Here is a 17,937-nt window from a genome sequence, read left to right as displayed (position 1 = left end):
ATGAAAACTTTAAAGAACTGGACGCTGTTGAAATCCGATGCCCACCACGTTGAACTGAGCGTGGACGGCAAACATCGGCTCTGTCTGTTCGTACTGGAGCAGGGCATGTTCCGCGTGCTGATTAAACGCGAGAACAGGCTGGCGTTAAATCGCACCTGGAGCATCGCCCCACAAAGCGACGTGCCGTGGGAAGGACGCGCGCGTGAAAGTCTCGCAGGGTTTGCCCTTCCTGGCTTTGCCGTGGAAGAGCAGGAGGACACGTTGCGCATCAGTACCGACAAACTGCGCGTCACCGTCCATCAGCCGCTGTGGCTGGAATGGGAGTATAAAAGCGAAGGCGGCGAATGGCTGCTGCTGGCAAGCGACCGCCCGACCAGCGCTTACCTGCTGAACGCCCACGGCGACGGCGTGGCGCACTACCAGCGTCGTTATAAAGAAGAAAACTATTACGGACTGGGTGAAAAAGCCGGTCCGTTAGCGCGCACCGGTAAACGCTATGAAATGCGTAATCTTGACGCGATGGGCTATAACGCCGAATCAACCGATCCGCTGTATAAGCATATTCCATTTACCATCACCAAGCGCCCGGATGTCAGCTTCGGCATGTTTTACGACAACCTCAGCAACTGCTGGCTGGATTTGGGCAACGAGATCGATAACTATCACCTGCCCTACCGCCGCTGGCAGGCGGAATCCGGCGACGTGGATTATTACCTGTTCCTCGGCCCTAAAATGCTGGACGTCACCAAAGCATTTGTACGCCTGACCGGTAAAACGCTGTTCGGCCCAAAATGGAGCCTCGGATACAGCGGTTCAACCATGCATTACACCGATGCGCCGGACGCCCAGCAGCAGCTGTTAAACTTTATCCGCCTGTGCGAAGAGCATGCCATTCCTTGTGATTCGTTCCAGCTGTCATCGGGCTATACCTCCATCAACAACAAGCGCTACGTGTTTAACTGGAACTATGACAAGGTGCCGCAGCCGAAGATGATGAGCCAGGCGTTTCTGGATGCCGGCATTAAACTGGCGGCGAACATCAAACCATGTTTGTTGCAGGATCATCCGCGCTATGCCGAAGTGGCGGAATGCGGGCTGTTTATTCAGGATTCAGAGCAGGACAGGCCGGAACGTTCGAGCTTCTGGGACGACGAAGGTTCACACCTCGACTTTACCAATCCGCAAACGGTGAAGTGGTGGCAGAACGGCGTTACCACGCAGCTGCTGGAAATGGGCATAGGGTCAACGTGGAACGACAATAACGAATTTGAGGTGTGGGACGGCGAAGCGCGCTGCCACGGCTTTGGTGAACAGATTGCCATTAAGCATATCCGCCCGCTTATGCCGCTGCTGATGATGCGCGCCTCGCTGGAGGCGCAACAGGCCTTCGCGCCGGAAAAACGCCCTTACCTGATTTCACGATCCGGCTGCGCCGGCATGCAGCGTTACGTACAAACCTGGAGCGGCGATAACCGCACCAACTGGACAACGCTGCGCTACAACACCCGCATGGGCGTGGGAATGAGCCTTTCCGGACTGTACAACGTCGGACACGATGTAGGCGGTTTCTCCGGCGACAAACCGGATGCGGAACTGTTTGTGCGCTGGGTACAAAACGGCGTGATGCACCCGCGCTTTACCATCCACTCGTGGAACGACGACCAGACGGTGAACGAGCCCTGGATGTATCCGGCGATCGCTCCGGCTATCCGCAGCGCTATCGAAACGCGTTATCGCCTGCTGCCATATTTCTACACGCTGCTGTGGCAGGCCCATAAAGACGACGAGCCGATGCTGCGCCCGACATTCCTCGACCATGAGCACGACGCGAAAACCTTCGAGGAGTGCGATGATTTCATGCTGGGCCGCGATTTGCTGGTGGCAAGCGTAGTTGAAGCGGGAAGCCGCGAGCGCGAAGTGTGGCTCCCGGCAAACGGTGAAGGCTGGTACGACTATTACACCGGCCAGTGGTACAGCGGCGGCCAGAGCATCGTTCTTGATGCCCCGCTGGAACGTTTGCCGCTGCTGGTACGCGCCGGTGCCGCCCTGCCGCACTCCGCACGTATTACGCATGTCGATGCAAAGGCCGATAACGTGCGCGAGCTGAAGGTGTATCCGCTGCGTGGAACGGGCGTATCTAAAGGCAGCCTGTTTGAAGATGACGGCGAATCCTGGGGCTATCAGCAAGGCAACGCGCTGTGGCTGGACTGGGAGATTCATTGCAATGCCGAAGAGATTCACGTCACGTTTAACCGTAAAGGCGACTATCTACCGGCATGGAAGGAGCTGAAGCTGACGCTGCCCACGGGCGAAACTCGCCGTCTGGTAGTCGAAGGGAACGAGGGAAATAGCTGGACTCTGTAAACTAAAAAACCCCGCCGGGGCGGGGTTTTTACTATCAGGAATCAATCCCTTTACTGCGCAGGTAATCTTCATACCCGCCGGTAAAGTCGATGACGCGTTCCGGGGTAATTTCAATCACGCGCGTTGCCAGCGAGCTGACAAATTCACGGTCATGAGAAACGAAGATTAACGTGCCCGGATACATTTCCAGCGCCATGTTCAGCGATTCAATGGATTCCATGTCCAGGTGGTTGGTTGGTTCGTCCATCACCAGCACGTTCGGGCGCTCCATCATTAACTTACCAAACAGCATGCGGCCTTTTTCACCGCCGGACAGCACTTTGGCAGGCTTTTTGATGTCGTCATGGCTGAACAGCAAACGGCCCAGGATACTGCGCACCGCCTGCTCGTCATCGCCTTCCTGTTTCCACTGGCTCATCCAGTCGAATACGGTGAGATCGTTTTCGAATTCATATTCATGATCCTGCGCATAGTAGCCGATCTGCGCGTTTTCGGACCATTTCACGGTGCCTGCGTCCGCTTCAAGCTCGCCGACCAGGGTTTTCAGCAGGGTAGATTTACCCACGCCGTTAGTCCCCAGCACCGCGAGTTTTTCACCGACTTCAAGCAGCAGATTAACGCCTTTGAACAGCGGGCCTTCATCAAAGCCTTTGGTCAGCGCCTCGACTTCCAGCGCGTTACGGAACAGTTTCTTGTCCTGCTCGAAACGGATGAACGGGTTCTGACGGCTGGACGCTTTCACTTCGTCGAGTTTGATTTTATCAATCTGACGGGCGCGAGAGGTTGCCTGACGCGATTTAGAGGCGTTGGCGCTAAAGCGGCTGACGAAGGATTGCAGGTCAGCAATCTGCGCTTTTTTCTTCGCGTTGTCGGCAAGCAGGCGCTCACGAGCCTGGGTTGCCGCCGTCATGTATTCATCATAGTTGCCCGGATAAACGCGCAGCTCGCCGTAATCCAGATCCGCCATGTGGGTACAGACCATATTCAGGAAGTGACGGTCGTGCGAAATAATAATCATGGTGCTGTTGCGCTCGTTGAGCACGGTTTCCAGCCAGCGAATAGTGTCGATGTCCAGGTTGTTCGTCGGTTCATCGAGTAGCAGGATGTCTGGATTGGAGAACAGCGCCTGTGCCAGCAGCACACGCAGTTTCCAGCCCGGTGCGACTTCGCTCATCGGGCCATAATGCTGTTCTACAGGAATGCCTACGCCCAGCAATAGCTCGCCCGCGCGCGCTTCGGCGGTGTAGCCATCCATTTCGCCGTATCTTACTTCGAGGTCGGCAACCTTGTAGCCGTCTTCTTCGCTCATCTCTGGCTGCGCGTAAATGCGGTCGCGCTCTTCTTTAACTTCCCAGAGTTCAGCGTGGCCCATGATCACCGTGTCGAGAACGGTGAATTTTTCAAAGGCGAACTGGTCCTGACGCAGCTTACCGATGCGCTCGTTCGGATCGAGAGAAACGTTGCCCAGGGTCGGTTCTAAATCGCCGCCCAGGATCTTCATAAAGGTGGACTTACCGCTACCGTTAGCGCCAATCAGGCCGTAGCGATTGCCGCCGCCAAATTTGACGGAAATGTTTTCAAACAGCGGCTTACTGCCAAACTGCATAGTGACGTTACTGGAAACTAGCACAGAGATGTCCTGATAAAAGAAGTGATGTATTTGTGATATCAGACACAGTATGCCATAAGTACGTTTATGGATCGCGCTGCTTGTGCACCGTCTATAATTCAATCGATGTGAAAAAAGTGTGATTTAATCCACATCTGATTTCCCAGACTGCGGGAATGCACATATAATGCGCGGCTACCCCATCTGATTTTCAACTAACTAGCCTGCATGGCCATAAATATTTCGCATAACATGAATATAAAATTACGCTCGATTTTACTGGCATTTGTGGCTGTAGCGTCTTTTTGCAAAACAGCTTCCGCCGTGACTTATCCTCTGCCAACCGACGGCAGCCGCCTGATTGGCCAGAACCAGGTCATCACCATTCCTGAAGGTAGCACCGCGCCGCTGGAAGAATTTGCCGCGCGTTACCAGATGGGGCTTTCCAATATGCTGGAAGCCAACCCTGGCGTTGACCCTTATCTGCCAAAAGCTGGCACCATTCTGAATATTCCTCAGCAGCTTATCCTGCCGGATACCGTTCATGAAGGCATCGTTATCAACAGCGCTGAAATGCGTCTCTACTATTACCCGAAGGACACCAACACCGTTATCGTGTTGCCAATCGGCATCGGCCAGTTGGGTAAAGACACCCCGATTAACTGGACCACGAAAGTAGAACGCAAGAAAGCAGGCCCAACCTGGACGCCAACTGCCAAAATGCACGCCGAGTACGCGGCTGCCGGGACGCCTCTGCCGACCGTTGTGCCAGCAGGCCCGGACAACCCTATGGGTCTGTACGCGCTCTATATTGGCCGCCTGTATGCGATTCACGGTACTAACGCTAATTTCGGTATCGGCCTGCGCGTAAGCCACGGCTGCGTGCGTCTGCGTAACGAAGACATCAAGTTCCTGTTCGAGAACGTGCCGGTCGGCACTCGCGTACAGTTTATTGATGAGCCGGTGAAAGCGACGGTGGAGCCGGACGGCACGCGCTACATTGAAGTTCATAACCCGCTGTCCACCACCGAAGCGCAGTTCAACTCTGGCGAAATCGTGCCAATCACGCTGAAAAACAACGTGACGGCGATTACCGCTCAGCCAGACGTTGATACCAGCGTTGTGGACCAGGCCGTTCAGAGCCGCTCCGGTATGCCGGTACGTCTGAACTAATCTTTACGCATGGCTATGAGGCAGCCTTCGGGTCGCCTGAAACTGATGACAATCCTCCCGGCGTTAAAAAACTAAAGGGTGGCGTCATTTAAAAAACAAGGAAAATCAACTTATTGATTTTCAGCTGATAACTATAAAGATGGAAAAACCACGCTTTTTCCTTGTTTATCAGCAATCTGAGGCGGCCTTCGGGTCGCCTTTTTTATGCCCGCCTGATAGATTGCCCAAAGGATTCTGGAACCTTCGCCGCAGGAATGTTTGGTATGCTCATAATTCATGTTGTGATCGGTAGCACAATTTTAAGTTTAATTGTATGATGAATGCGTTTCCTGAGGGGTCATTTCCATGCGCAATTCGCTCACCGTTATCTGGCATTATCTGCGATCTTTTGCCTTGATTTACCTGTGCTTATACGCAGGTGTCGCCGTTGCTTCGCTGCTGCCGATTACTATTCCCGGCAGCATTATCGGTATGCTGATTTTGTTTGTGCTGCTTGCGCTGCAAATCCTGCCGGCGAAGTGGGTTAAGCCAGCTTCTCACCTGCTGATTCGCTATATGGCCCTGCTGTTTGTCCCTATTGGCGTGGGCGTGATGCAGTATTACGAAGTGCTGAAGGCGCAGTTTGGTCCGCTGGTAGTATCCTGTTTTGTCAGTACCCTGATCGTGCTGATTGTTGTGAGCTGGAGTTCTCATCTGGTTCATGGCGAACGCAAAATTGTCGGTAAAAGCGAGGCTGGCAAAAAATGATGCACTTTATATGGTGGTCTTTACCGCTGTCGCTGCTGGTCTTTTTTGGCGCCCGTAAGCTCGGCGGGCGGCTTAAATCTCCGCTGTTAAATCCGCTGCTGGTTTCCATGGTAGTGATTATTCCGCTGCTGGTTTTCACCGGCACGCCCTACGAACATTATTTTAAAGGCAGCAAGGTGCTTAACGATTTGTTGCAGCCCGCCGTTGTCGCCCTTGCCTTCCCGCTCTATGAACAGTTACACCAGATCCGCGCTCGCTGGAAGTCCATCATTACTATCTGTTTTATCGGCAGCATGGTCGCGATGATAAGCGGCACCGCCATTGCGCTATATATGGGTGCTACGCCGGAAATTGCCGCCTCCGTATTGCCAAAATCCGTCACTACGCCGATTGCGATGGCCGTGGGCGGCAGCATCGGCGGGATACCCGCTATCAGCGCGGTTTGTGTGATTTTTGTAGGGATACTCGGGGCCGTCTTTGGTCACGCGCTGCTCAATATCATGCGCATTTCGACCAAAGCTTCACGTGGTCTGGCGATAGGCACGGCTGCCCATGCCCTCGGCACGGCGCGCTGCGCTGAACTGGATTTCCAGGAAGGAGCCTTTAGTTCGCTGGCGCTGGTGCTTTGCGGGATCATAACGTCGCTTATCGCCCCGTTCCTGTTCCCACTTATCCTGGCGCTGTGTGGTTAAAACTTGCGAGAGATCGCGCATTTTCGTTTTTTATTTCATCTGTTGCATTTGCAATTAGATATCGATCACATATAAAGCCTCCGTAGCGCCGTACACTACGGCTCCATTACCTATTTGAGGCTAAAGACACATGCGCTCTCGTTTTCATGCTGCTTTCGCGCAGCTCCCGGCTTCCCTGCAGGCTGCCCTGCAACCTCTGCTTACCGATGACCACTTCCCGGCCATGTTTAGCGCACAGGAAGTGGAAGCGCTGGAACGCCAGACCGGTCTGGATGATGATGCGCTGGCTTTCGCCCTGCTCCCGCTGGCCGCCTCCTGTGCCCGCACAGACTTATCGCATTTTAACGTGGGCGCCGTAGCTCGCGGCATCAGCGGCAATCTCTATTTTGGCGCCAATATGGAATTCGCAGGCACCACCATGCAGCAAACCGTTCATGCGGAACAAAGCGCCATCACTCATGCATGGATGCGCGGCGAAAAGGGCCTGGTTTCCATTACGGTGAACTACACGCCGTGCGGCCATTGCCGCCAGTTTATGAACGAGTTAAACAGCGGTGTGAAACTGCAAATTAATCTGCCAGGCCGCAAGCCCGCCACGCTCGGCGACTACCTGCCGGACGCTTTCGGCCCGCGCGATTTGGACATCACCACGCTGCTGCTGGACGAAAGGGATCACGGTTTTGCCCCGCAGGGTGATGAGTTAAACCAGGCCGCCATCGCTGCGGCAAACCGTAGCCATGCGCCATACAGCAACGCGCCTGCGGGCGTTGCGCTGGCATTGCGCGACGGCAAAATTATCTGTGGAAGCTATGCGGAGAACGCCGCCTTCAACCCGTCACTGCCTCCGTTGCAGGCCGCGCTGAATGTGCTGAGCCTTTCTGGCTATGATTACAGCGATATTCAGCGGGCTGTTCTGGCCGAACGTGCCGATGCCCCGCTGACACAGTGGGATGCAACCGCCGCCACGCTTAACGCGCTGGGCTGTCAGAACCTCGATCGTACCCTGCTGGATTAACCTTTCCGCTGCGGGTGGCTCCCACCCGCTTTGTTGAAATTTAGCTCAACCAAATCCGCATATCTTGCTCTTCCTTCCCGGGTAAAGTAGCCTTGGATAAAATTTCATCCTATTCATGAGTCCGCAAGTCCATGTTGAAGCGCGTGTTTTACAGCCTGTTAGTCATCATCGGCTTGACTCTTTTGGCAGCGCTGAGCCTCGACCGCTGGATGAGCTGGAAAACGGCGCCCTACGTTTACGACGAATTGCAGGACCTGCCCTATCGCCAGGTAGGCGTTGTGCTCGGCACCGCCAAGTATTACCGCACCGGCGTCATTAATCAGTACTACCGCTACCGTATTCAGGGTGCGCTTAACGCCTATAACAGCGGCAAGGTTAATTACCTGCTGTTGAGCGGCGATAACGCGCAGACCAGCTACAACGAACCGATGACCATGCGCAAAGACCTGATCGCAGGCGGCGTCGATCCTGCCGATATCGTGCTGGACTACGCCGGTTTCCGCACGCTGGATTCCATCGTTCGTACCCGCAAAGTTTTCGATACCAACGACTTCATAGTCATTACGCAACGCTTCCACTGCGAACGCGCGCTGTTTATCGCCCTGCATATGGGGATTCAGGCACAGTGCTACGCCGTCCCTTCGCCTAAAAACATGATGACGGTGAGAATACGTGAGTTTGGCGCTCGTCTGGGAGCGCTTGCGGACGTGTATATTTTTAAACGTGAGCCGCGTTTTCTCGGCCCGTTAGTGCCGATCCCGGCCCTGCATGAAGTCCCGGAAGATGCGCAGGCTTACCCGGCGGTGACGCCAGAGCAGCTGCTGGAAATACAGAAGAAAGAGAAGAAGTAGAAGAGAATTTACCCTCACCCTAACCCTCTTCCGGGAAGGAAGAGGGAATAAATCAGGCCAGACTTCCAACCTCACTCCTTTGGGGCGGGGATAAATCAGGCCAGTCTTTCTCTCTTGCCCCTTGGGGTGAGAGTCAGGATGAGGGTATAGCTTATTTCTTACGAGCGTACTTCAGGGAATCCAGAGCAACCGCGAAGATAATAATCGCGCCCTTGATGATGTACTGCCAGTAAGGGTTCACGCCGATATAGGTCAGGCCGTAGTTGATAACGGTGAAGATGATAACACCGGTTACCACGCCGACAACCGTACCTACGCCGCCGCTGAACGACACGCCGCCCACCACGCAAGCCGCAATCGCATCCAGTTCGTACATAAAGCCGAGGTTGTTAGTCGCCGAGCCGATACGGCCAGCTTCGAGCATCCCACCGAAGGCGTAGAACACGCCGGACAGCGCGTAAATCATAAGCAGGTTCAGCGCAACGTTCACGCCGGATACTTTAGCAGCTTCCGGATTACCGCCGATGGCGAAAATGTTTTTACCGAAGCGGGTTTTGTTCCACAGAATCCAGACAAAGCCAATAGCAATCAACGCATAGAAGGTAATGTACGACAGCTTAAAGTTGCCCATCTTGATAAAGCCCTGGGCAAAGGTTGAGAAGCCGCTGTCGAACCCCGCAATCGGTGATGCACCCACGAAGTCGTAGTACAAAGAGTTAATACCGTAAACGATGATCATGGTGCCCAAAGTGGTGATAAACGGCGTCACGTTCAGGTAAGCGATGATAATACCGTTCAACAGGCCGATGATGGCGCCAATAACGCAGACAATCAGGATAACCACCGGGATTGGCATGGTTTGCATGTCAGGGAAAACTTTGTTGACGTTTTCCATGGACTGCAGGAGCGTTGCTGCGACAACCGCCGCAAGGCCAACCTGACGACCGGCAGAAAGGTCGGTACCCTGAGTCACAATCAGCCCTGCCACGCCCAGCGCAATAATAATACGCACGGAAGACTGGGTCAGAATGTTACTTAAGTTCATCAGGCTTAAAAACGTCGGATCCTGGAAAATAATGATCGCCAGCAACACCAGCAAAACGACATAAATGCCGCCTTCTTTCAGATAAGTTAGAAAGTTTTTCTTATTTAACGCACTCATTTTTCAATAGCCCCTAAATTATCAAAGGTGCACAGACGCAAGACGTAATATTTCGTTCTGCGTGGTTGTTTTAGTGTCTACAATTCCCGCGACGAGGCCATTGCTCATCACCAGAATACGATCTGTAATCCCTAACAACTCCGGCATTTCGGACGAAATAATAATGATTCCTTTCCCTTTTTTGGCAAGCTCAGCCATTAGCTGATAAATTTCAAATTTTGCGCCTACGTCGATACCGCGAGTAGGTTCATCAAGCATTAAAATTTCCGGCTGCGTTAACAACCAGCGACCAATAATAACTTTCTGTTGGTTACCGCCGGACAGCGAACCAATTGCCGTACGGTGCCCTGGTGTTTTAACGCGCATGGAATCGATAACCCACTGGGTATCGCTTTTCATACGGGTGTTATCCAGCAGGCCAACTTTGTTTTTATATTTGCGAATATTCGAAATCAGCGAGTTAAAACCGATATCCAGATAAGCATAAATCCCGGTCGAGCGACGCTCTTCGGTGACTAAGGCAAAACCGTGGTTAATAGCTTCATTCGCCGTGTGGTTATTGATTTTTTTACCGTGCAACATAATGGTTCCGGAAGACTTCTCACGAATACCAAATAATGTTTCCACAATATCAGTACGTTTCGCGCCTACCAGACCGGCAATCCCAAGGATCTCTCCTTTATGCAAGTCAAAGGAAACGTCGCGAATGGACGGCTGACGCAAAGAGGTGAGGTTGCGTACTTCCATGATCACTTCGCCCGGCACGTTGGACTTGTCCGGGAAGCGCTGGTTCAGGGAACGGCCAACCATCATGGAAATAATTTTATCCATGTCCAGCCCTTCAAGCGGCTGGGTAACAATCCACTGTCCGTCACGTAAAATAGTGATTTCATCACATAGCTGGAATATCTCTTCCATTTTATGGGAGATATAAACGATACCGCAGCCGCGCTCTTTTAATTTACGTATAATTTTAAACAGGTGGTTAACTTCTTTTTCCGTCAGCGATGAGGTGGGCTCATCCATAATGACGATTTTAGCATTGTAGGAAAATGCCTTGGCAATTTCGATCATCTGCATTTGTGATACGGACAGCGTGCCTACGCGGGCGCGCGGATCGATATCAATATCCAGTTCATCAAAAATATCTTTGGTGTCGCGATACATTTTATCCTGATCGACAAACATGCCTTTGGTTGGGTAACGCCCCAGCCACATGTTGTCCATCACGGTACGCTGTAAAACCAGATTAAGTTCCTGGTGCACCATAGAAATACCATTTTCCAGCGCCTCTTTGGTGCTGGTAAAATTCACTTCTTGTCCCTGAAAAAGAATGCTGCCGGAATCTTTACTGTAGATCCCAAAAAGGCATTTTAATAACGTGGATTTACCCGCGCCGTTCTCTCCCATTAATGCGTGAATGGAATGAGGACGCACCTTTAAATTCACATTATCCAGTGCCTTAACGCCGGGGAATGACTTGTTTATGTTGGTCATTTCCAACAAGTATTCAGGCGAAGATGTCTGATTGCTGACCATAGTTATACCTGGCTGCGATAGTGTCACTGAGCGTAAGATCTGAATCGGGCGCACTTGCGTACGCCCGTTGCAGTCTGTCTGTCTTATTTACCGACGAACTCCGCCAGGTTGTCTTTATCAACGCCGACGTATGGAACACGTACGATTTTTTTGTCAATTTTCCAGTTAGTGCCTTCTGCCGCAGGTTTACCGTCGGCCAGGTTTTTCGCCAGATCGAAGGTTGCTTTCGCCTGGTTGTTGGCATCGTTCAGTACGGTACCGGCCATTGCGCCAGATTTAACCATCGCCAGCGCTTCTGGCAGGGCATCCACGCCGAAGACCGGAATAGAAGATTTGTTGTGTGCTTTCAGCGCTTCTACCGCGCCCATTGCCATCGCATCGTTGTTGGCGATAACCACTTCGATTTTGTTAGCGTTCGGGCCAGACAGCCACGCATCCATCTTATCTTTCGCCTGAGCGGTGTCCCACATTGCGGTATCTAACTGCAGCTGCTGGGTTTTCAGGCCCTTGTCGTTCAGCTCTTTGATAACGTAGGTGGTGCGCGCTTCAGCATCCGGGTGGCCTGGTTCGCCTTTCAGCAGCACGAACTGAACCTGACCATCTTTGTTCAGATCCCATGTCGGGTTTGCCGCCCAGTGTTTAGCAATCAGATCGCCCTGAATGATGCCGGACTCTTTAGAGTCAGTACCCACGTAGTAAGCTTTGTCGTAGCTATCCAGCGCTTTACGAGAAGGTTCTTTGTTATAGAAGACAATAGGGATATCCTGGCCACGGGCTTTTTCGATAACCGTGCCTGCTGCTGCCGGGTCAACCAGGTTGATGGCCAGGGCTTTTACGCCTTTAGCCAACAGCACGTCAATCTGATCGTTCTGTTTGGACTGGTCGTTCTGGGAGTCGTTCATCAGCAGCTCAACGTCCGGGCTGGCCTTTGCATCTTTCTCAAGAGCTTTGCGCACGACGGACATGAAGTTATCGTCGTATTTGTAGATGGTCACGCCGATACGGGTATCAGCAGCGTGAGCAGCGGCGCCAAACAGCATGCAAGACATAACGGCGGACAGGGTCAAAACCTTCTTATTCATGGTATCTCCGGTTTTTTTGCAGGGTAGTTCTGGTTAAATTCATGGCAGGGCAGTAATGTTATGAAGACGTTACTGAATGCCGAAAAGTATCCTAAAATAATTGCTCTTCCGTGTTCTGTAACGATCCTGAACTGCATTTTATGAGACGTTTTTCGCTCAATATCCGTGGTGAAACTATTGCATCACCGTTACATAGAGTTTCAGCGTTTAAAACGCTGACATCATAGACAGCGTGATGTTAATTAACTGTGAATTTACTCACAAATTGAAACCGGTTACATCAAGGACTTTAATCAGAGAGTGATCGACGCCACAATTTGCTTTGGCGCGACCGAATGACGACGAACTAAAGTCGGCATAAAACAGTGCGTTGCATCGCGGTCCAGCGTCCCTGCCGCGCCCTGTAACGCCAGCTCGGTGGCAAGCCGAGCCATTGAAACAACGGGATAGCGCACGGTAGTTAGCTGCGGATCGGTGTAACGGGCGATAGGAATATCGTCAAAACCGATAACGGAAACGTGGTGGGGAACGACGATCCCATTATCTTTCAACGCGGTAAGCGCTCCTGCGGCCATGCTGTCATTGTAAGAAAATACCGCGCTGAGCTGCAGGTTCCGCCCCAGCAGCTCAACCATTGCCGCTTCCCCGCCCTGCATATCCGGCGAGCCAACGCCAACCCAGCTTTCCGGCTGCGTGATGCCGTGCTCTGTTAAGGCACGTAGCCACCCTTCCCGGCGCTGTTCGTTATCTTCAATATTGTGGCTGGAAGCCAGATAGCCGATACGTTGATGCCCCTGATTCAGCAGCATCCGCGTTGCCATCACCGCGCCGCTGACGTTGTCGAGACAGACGCAGCGATGGGCGTAGCCGGGCACGATGCGGTTTATCAGCACCATGCCGGGAATATTTTCGAGGAAATCGCCCAGTTCGGCATCGCCCAGTGCTTTCGCATGAACAATAAGCGCGTTGCAGCGCTGGCGAATCAGCACTTCGATGGCGTGGCGCTCTTTTTCTTCCTGATGGTAGCTGTTGCCGATCAGCACATATTTATTGTGCTGCTGTGCCACGACATCCACCGCTTTTACCAGCGCGCCAAAGAAGGGATCGGAAACGTCCATCACCACCACGCCAATGGTATCGCTGACCTGGGTGGCAAGCGCCTGCGCATTTGCGTTAGGGCGATATCCTGTCTGGGAGACGGCTCGCATCACGCTTTCGCGGGTTTCAGCACTGACCAGCGCGCTGTTATTTAGCACGCGGGATACCGTCGCCACTGAAACGCCGGCGATACGGGCAACGTCACGAATGGTGATCATAATGAACACCTGGCCGTTGGAAGAGTCGGTCTCATAGCTGCACCCTGTTTTTGACAAGGTGACTATTCTGCGGGGAGAAGGGAAGGGTTTACGTGAAGACGATCACAGTCATGAAAACGTTTACATACAATTTATTAACCTTTGTGATGTATATCATTATCTTGCCGAATGTCGCCGCGTGCCGCCCGCCGCCCGGGCGGTTAACCGTCGCCATAACCATTCGAGTGGTCCCTGGCGGAAGTAGCGCAGCCAGAGCACCGAGAAAAGAATATTCACGGCCCACACCGCCGGGACAAAGGCCAGCAGCTGCAGACGGTCAAATTTCATGAACAGGTTGAAACGGAAGAACAGCGTGGTGCAAATCAGCGTTTGTAGCAGATAATTCGAAAGCGCCATGCGGCCAACGCAGGCAATAGCCGCCACCAGACGCAGCTTTGCGAGCCACGGCCAGTAGCCAAACGCCAGCGCGGCATAGCCAATCGACTGAAACGGCGCGCTCAGTTCACGCGGAGCCTGGAGTCCAAACGCGCACCAGCGGTAGTCCCAGTTGACGTGCCACTGGGCGTAAATGCCAGGCAGGTTTATCACCATCCCCACCGCAATCAGCCATGCGCCAAGGCGGCGGTAATGCGGCAGGCTATACTGGCCTTTCAGCCAGCCGCTGCGCATCAGGGCGGCGCCCAGCAGCATCATGCCCGCCAGCTGCCAGCCATACTGCGCGCCCAGCGCCAGCAGGTTTGACGAGAGCAGATCGACGCGGTTGCTGATAGCTTCCACGCCGCCGTTAAGCTTCCAGAACCGTTCATACTGGAGATTTGCCGCATCCGGAACCCACGAGCGATTGGGCGCATCGCCGGAGATAAAACCAAGCAGCAGCAAAACGCCTACGCCCGTGAGATACAGCAGCGCACCGGTGTTGAACAGTTGGCGTGTGCCCGGCGCGTCACGAATCAAGCGCCAGCAAATCAGCCCGACCAGGCCGTAAGCCAGCAGGATATCGCCATCCCACAGCAATAAAGCGTGCATGAAACCGAGCAGAACAAGCAGTGTCAGGCGTGACTGGATCCAGCGTTTGCCGCGATGTAACAGCATCTGCAGGCCCGCGCCGAACAGCAAAGCGAATAAGGTGAGGAATTTGACCTGGGCAAATAAGTCGAGCACAGCCCAGGACCAGGCGTCGCTCAGAGAAACAGATCCCGACCAGGCGGGATTAATATACGCCGCCTTCGGTAGACCGAAGGCCACGATATTCAGCAGCAGGATGCCGAGAACAGCGACGCCCCGGACAAAATCCAGCGTAACGTTTCTCTCCATGTTTCCTGCCTGCTTAAGGGTTAGCTATGACGAACGGCGCGCAGGAACTCCTGGCGTGTATTCTGGCTGGATTTGAACAAGCCGCCGAGCGACGTGGTGGTGGTGGCGCTGGTCGCATCCTGCACACCGCGTGCTTTCACACAATAATGGACCGCATCAATAGAAACCGCCACATTGTTGGTGCCGAGCAGCGTTTGCAGCGCAATCAGGATTTGCTGCGTCAGACGCTCCTGAACCTGCGGACGCTGGGCAAAGAACTGCACGATGCGGTTAATTTTAGACAGGCCAATCACGGTATCTTTCGGGATATAGGCCACCGTTGCTTTGCCATCAATAGTCACGAAATGGTGCTCGCAGGTGCTGGTCAGCGTGATATCGCGCACCGTTACCATTTCATCGACCTTCATTTTATTTTCAATGACGGTGATTTTTGGGAAGTTAGCGTAATCCAGGCCGGAGAAAATCTCATCGACATACATTTTAGCGATGCGATGCGGCGTTTCCATCAGGCTATCGTCGCTCAGATCGAGGTTCAGCAACTGCATGATTTCCGACATATGTTCGGCGATCTCGCGTTTGCGGGTTTCATTATCCAGTTCACGCAACGGCGGACGCAATGGCGTTTCCAGGCCGCGCGCAACCAAAGCCTCGTGAACCAGAGCGGCTTCTTTACTGAGTGTAGACATGCTGTTTTCTCCTGCAGGTGTGGCTGACCTCTGCCCTACGTGGGACAAAGTGTGCGCTCATTGTGCGGGAGCGCGCCCGCATAATCCAGTAGTGCAAAGATAATTATTGAAATCGGCACAGACTGGCGACAAACCCTATACTGATGAAGCCCTGAAATAGATTGCCCCTAAAATTAACCGTAAAATCAAGTGATTGATTTTCGGCTGCTAAGCACAAAGAAGGAAAACCACGCTTTTCCCTTCTTTGTCAGCAAAATCGTTAATACCTTTTCCAGACCAGGCCGCCGCCAACGATTAACGCGGCTCCGGCGACATAAAGCGCGGGTTCAAGCTGATGCGTTAAGCGGGTTGATAGCGCCGACAGCGCAGGGCCAATCAATTGCCCGACGGCGTAGCCGGTGGTCAACAATCCGGCCAGATAGCGCGTGTGTTGCGGCGCCATTTCACGCCCATACTGCAAGGAAAGCTGCACGGCACATAAAAAACCGCCGCCGACCAGCAGCGCGCCCAGCACCAGGCCCGTCATGCCTGTAACAAGCGTCGGGGCGAAAACCCCCAGCGCCTGGAGCCACAGTACCAGTGCCAGCCGCTGATTGCTGTGCAGCATCTGACGCGTGGCGATGCCGAGCAATATTCCCACCACCGCCGCACCGCCGAACACCGGCCAGACAAACTGGGCAAATAAGCTGCCGGGGAAACGAGCATTCGCCATTTGCGATAAAAAGGTGGCGGGCAGGATATAGCCGAAACCCGCCAGGCTGTAGCTCCATACCAGCCGTTTAAGCGCCGCGTTCAGCACCAACGGTTCCGGTGCCGTTTCCGGGCGATGTAATTCCCCTTTGCGCGGTAGATTGCGGGCGATCGGCAGTACAAAAATAAGCGCCAGCATTCCGTAAACCAGCCAGGCCTCGCTCGCTTCCAGCCGCAGGCTGTGAATGCCGACCGCCAGCAATCCGCTGATAAATATTCCGGCTCCCGGCCCTGCAAACACCGCGGCGCTCAGGCCGGGTTTACCGAGACACGCCAGTTGTTCGTTACTCCAGGCCGCGATCAGCACCATTGCCCAGCCGCTCGCCCAGCCAATCAGAAAGCGAATGAGCGCATGCCAGAGCGCTGAATCAACGGTGGCCGAAAGCAGCGTAAGGATGACGGCTCCCCAGACGCCAGCCAGCAAACGCAGCTCTACGCGATGGCGGGCGCGCATTGCATCCCATGCGCCAACCAGATAGCCCAGGTAATTGATGGCGGCTACCAGTCCGGCACTCGTTAACGTGAGCTGGCCTTCGCCGATCATCAGCGGCACCTGCGGAGTGAAGGCAAAGCGGCCAATACCCATCGCCACCACCAGCACCAGGAAACCTGTTAATGCGATACGTACCGCCACATCAACCTCAACTGTTACAATATCGTTGTCAGCATGATGCAGCATGACTAGACTGGGGTGAAGTGAAAGTTGTTCATTGATAATGAAGATAATTAAGGAAACGTCCTGATGGAACTCCTCGAAGAACACCGATGTTTTGAAGGCTGGCAGCAGCGCTGGCGTCATGATTCCGCGGTGCTTAACTGCCCCATGACCTTCAGTATTTTTTTGCCCCCGCCGCGTACCACTCCCCCACCCGTTCTGTACTGGCTGTCCGGATTGACCTGTAACGATGAGAATTTCACCACTAAAGCCTGCGCACAGCGCGTAGCGGCGGAGCTGGGCCTGGTCCTGGTAATGCCGGATACCAGTCCGCGCGGCGAGACCGTGCCGAATGACGAAAGTTACGATTTGGGCCAGGGCGCAGGGTTCTATCTCAACGCGACCCAGCAGCCATGGGCCGGCCATTTCCGCATGTACGACTACATTCGCGACGAGCTACCCGCCTTAATTGCCGACAATTTCAGCATCAGCGACAAAGCGTCTATCTTCGGGCATTCGATGGGCGGACACGGCGCGTTAAGCATCGCGTTGAAAAATCCCGGCCGCTTCCGCTCCGTTTCCGCCTTTGCGCCGATTGTGAATCCAACCCGCGTGCCGTGGGGGAAAAAAGCGTTTACCGCCTATCTGGGGACGGATGAAAGCCAGTGGCAGGCCTGGGATAGCTGCTGTTTATTGATGGTGGCAGACCCGGCAAACGCGCTGCCAACGCTTATCGATCAGGGCGATGCGGACCAGTTCCTGGCCGATCAACTGCAACCCGCGCAGTTTGCAGAAGCGGCGAGGCAAAAAAACTGGCCGTTAACCCTGCGCGTGCAGCCGGGCTACGACCACAGCTATTACTTTATCGCCTCGTTTGTAGAAGACCATCTGCGGTTCCACGCGCAACACCTGCTGAAATAGCATCAGGCGGGGCTCGCCCCCGCCGTTTATATCCCTTCTTATCCCATCCAGTAATAGCCAC

Annotated in this window: 15 protein-coding genes; 7 read left to right on the top strand and 8 right to left on the bottom strand. The window is 53.7% G+C overall.

Features of this window, described 5'->3' with window-relative positions; translation table 11 throughout:
• On the top strand, window positions 1-2,364 hold the full coding sequence (locus E2L00_RS00905) for a glycoside hydrolase family 31 protein (protein ID WP_167605721.1): 2,364 nt from the start codon (window positions 1-3) through the stop codon (window positions 2,362-2,364).
• A 34-nt stretch (window positions 2,365-2,398) separates the two neighbouring features.
• Here E2L00_RS00905 and E2L00_RS00900 read toward each other — a convergent pair whose 3' ends face one another.
• Window positions 2,399-3,994 carry an ABC-F family ATPase gene (locus E2L00_RS00900; protein WP_167605718.1) on the bottom strand — a complete coding sequence of 532 codons (1,596 nt, stop codon included), beginning with the start codon at window positions 3,992-3,994 and terminating at the stop codon, window positions 2,399-2,401.
• Between the two features lie 231 nt (window positions 3,995-4,225).
• Here E2L00_RS00900 and ldtB point away from each other — a divergent pair, with 231 nt between their 5' ends.
• The 5 genes from ldtB (at window position 4,226) to sanA (ending at window position 8,451) form a co-directional block, all read left to right on the top strand.
• The gene (ldtB, locus tag E2L00_RS00895) at window positions 4,226-5,146 is read left to right on the top strand and encodes a L,D-transpeptidase (protein WP_167605715.1); all 921 of its coding nucleotides are present in this window, start codon (window positions 4,226-4,228) and stop codon (window positions 5,144-5,146) included.
• Window positions 5,147-5,491: 345 nt separating this feature from the next.
• The gene (locus E2L00_RS00890; RefSeq protein WP_167605712.1) at window positions 5,492-5,893 is read left to right on the top strand and encodes a CidA/LrgA family protein; all 402 of its coding nucleotides are present in this window, start codon (window positions 5,492-5,494) and stop codon (window positions 5,891-5,893) included.
• Complete coding sequence (locus tag E2L00_RS00885; protein ID WP_167605709.1) at window positions 5,890-6,585, top strand: CidB/LrgB family autolysis modulator; 696 nt, start codon at window positions 5,890-5,892, stop codon at window positions 6,583-6,585. The genes E2L00_RS00890 and E2L00_RS00885 overlap by 4 nt, the downstream gene beginning before the upstream one ends.
• A 130-nt stretch (window positions 6,586-6,715) precedes the next feature.
• Complete coding sequence (cdd, locus tag E2L00_RS00880; protein WP_167605706.1) at window positions 6,716-7,600, top strand: cytidine deaminase; 885 nt, start codon at window positions 6,716-6,718, stop codon at window positions 7,598-7,600.
• 131 nt (window positions 7,601-7,731) lie between these two features.
• Window positions 7,732-8,451, top strand: a complete 720-nt coding sequence (gene sanA, locus E2L00_RS00875) for an outer membrane permeability protein SanA (RefSeq protein ID WP_167605703.1) — start codon at window positions 7,732-7,734, stop codon at window positions 8,449-8,451.
• Between the two features lie 151 nt (window positions 8,452-8,602).
• Here the strand turns inward: sanA and mglC are convergent, their stop codons facing one another.
• The 7 genes from mglC to E2L00_RS00840 form a co-directional block, all read right to left on the bottom strand.
• On the bottom strand, window positions 8,603-9,613 hold the full coding sequence (mglC, locus tag E2L00_RS00870) for a galactose/methyl galactoside ABC transporter permease MglC (protein ID WP_167605700.1): 1,011 nt from the start codon (window positions 9,611-9,613) through the stop codon (window positions 8,603-8,605).
• 21 nt (window positions 9,614-9,634) lie between these two features.
• On the bottom strand, window positions 9,635-11,152 hold the full coding sequence (gene mglA, locus E2L00_RS00865; protein ID WP_167605697.1) for a galactose/methyl galactoside ABC transporter ATP-binding protein MglA: 1,518 nt from the start codon (window positions 11,150-11,152) through the stop codon (window positions 9,635-9,637).
• Between the two features lie 83 nt (window positions 11,153-11,235).
• A complete protein-coding gene (gene mglB / locus E2L00_RS00860) occupies window positions 11,236-12,234 on the bottom strand; it encodes a galactose/glucose ABC transporter substrate-binding protein MglB (protein ID WP_167605694.1) in 999 nt (332 codons plus the stop codon).
• A gap of 293 nt (window positions 12,235-12,527) precedes the next feature.
• Window positions 12,528-13,550: an HTH-type transcriptional regulator GalS gene (gene galS, locus E2L00_RS00855; protein ID WP_167605691.1), complete on the bottom strand. Its 1,023-nt coding sequence runs from the start codon at window positions 13,548-13,550 to the stop codon at window positions 12,528-12,530.
• Between the two features lie 156 nt (window positions 13,551-13,706).
• A complete protein-coding gene (gene yeiB, locus E2L00_RS00850; RefSeq protein ID WP_167605688.1) occupies window positions 13,707-14,864 on the bottom strand; it encodes a DUF418 domain-containing protein YeiB in 1,158 nt (385 codons plus the stop codon).
• 20 nt (window positions 14,865-14,884) lie between these two features.
• Complete coding sequence (folE, locus tag E2L00_RS00845; RefSeq protein ID WP_167605685.1) at window positions 14,885-15,550, bottom strand: GTP cyclohydrolase I FolE; 666 nt, start codon at window positions 15,548-15,550, stop codon at window positions 14,885-14,887.
• 259 nt (window positions 15,551-15,809) lie between these two features.
• Complete coding sequence (locus E2L00_RS00840; RefSeq protein WP_167607480.1) at window positions 15,810-16,934, bottom strand: YbfB/YjiJ family MFS transporter; 1,125 nt, start codon at window positions 16,932-16,934, stop codon at window positions 15,810-15,812.
• Between the two features lie 108 nt (window positions 16,935-17,042).
• On the opposite strand from E2L00_RS00840, the gene fghA reads away from it, so the two are divergent.
• Window positions 17,043-17,876 carry an S-formylglutathione hydrolase gene (gene fghA / locus E2L00_RS00835; protein WP_167605682.1) on the top strand — a complete coding sequence of 278 codons (834 nt, stop codon included), beginning with the start codon at window positions 17,043-17,045 and terminating at the stop codon, window positions 17,874-17,876.
• Window positions 17,877-17,937: the final 61 nt, after the last annotated feature.

It is taken from the genome of Cedecea colo (genome assembly GCF_011808225.1).
Taxonomy (GTDB): Bacteria; Pseudomonadota; Gammaproteobacteria; order Enterobacterales; family Enterobacteriaceae; genus Dryocola; species Dryocola colo.
This window is presented reverse-complemented; position numbering and strand designations above follow the sequence as displayed.

Bases quoted from the DNA above. Each gene is read 5' to 3' on its own strand.
- E2L00_RS00905 (WP_167605721.1), top strand. From the start codon at position 1: ATGAAAACTTTAAAGAACTGGACGCTGTTGAAATCCGATGCCCACCAC.
- ldtB (WP_167605715.1), top strand. From the start codon at position 4,226: ATGAATATAAAATTACGCTCGATTTTACTGGCATTTGTGGCTGTAGCG.
- E2L00_RS00890 (WP_167605712.1), top strand. From the start codon at position 5,492: ATGCGCAATTCGCTCACCGTTATCTGGCATTATCTGCGATCTTTTGCC.
- E2L00_RS00885 (WP_167605709.1), top strand. From the start codon at position 5,890: ATGATGCACTTTATATGGTGGTCTTTACCGCTGTCGCTGCTGGTCTTT.
- cdd (WP_167605706.1), top strand. From the start codon at position 6,716: ATGCGCTCTCGTTTTCATGCTGCTTTCGCGCAGCTCCCGGCTTCCCTG.
- sanA (WP_167605703.1), top strand. From the start codon at position 7,732: ATGTTGAAGCGCGTGTTTTACAGCCTGTTAGTCATCATCGGCTTGACT.
- mglC (WP_167605700.1), bottom strand. From the start codon at position 9,613: ATGAGTGCGTTAAATAAGAAAAACTTTCTAACTTATCTGAAAGAAGGC.
- mglA (WP_167605697.1), bottom strand. From the start codon at position 11,152: ATGGTCAGCAATCAGACATCTTCGCCTGAATACTTGTTGGAAATGACC.
- mglB (WP_167605694.1), bottom strand. From the start codon at position 12,234: ATGAATAAGAAGGTTTTGACCCTGTCCGCCGTTATGTCTTGCATGCTG.
- galS (WP_167605691.1), bottom strand. From the start codon at position 13,550: ATGATCACCATTCGTGACGTTGCCCGTATCGCCGGCGTTTCAGTGGCG.
- yeiB (WP_167605688.1), bottom strand. From the start codon at position 14,864: ATGGAGAGAAACGTTACGCTGGATTTTGTCCGGGGCGTCGCTGTTCTC.
- folE (WP_167605685.1), bottom strand. From the start codon at position 15,550: ATGTCTACACTCAGTAAAGAAGCCGCTCTGGTTCACGAGGCTTTGGTT.
- fghA (WP_167605682.1), top strand. From the start codon at position 17,043: ATGGAACTCCTCGAAGAACACCGATGTTTTGAAGGCTGGCAGCAGCGC.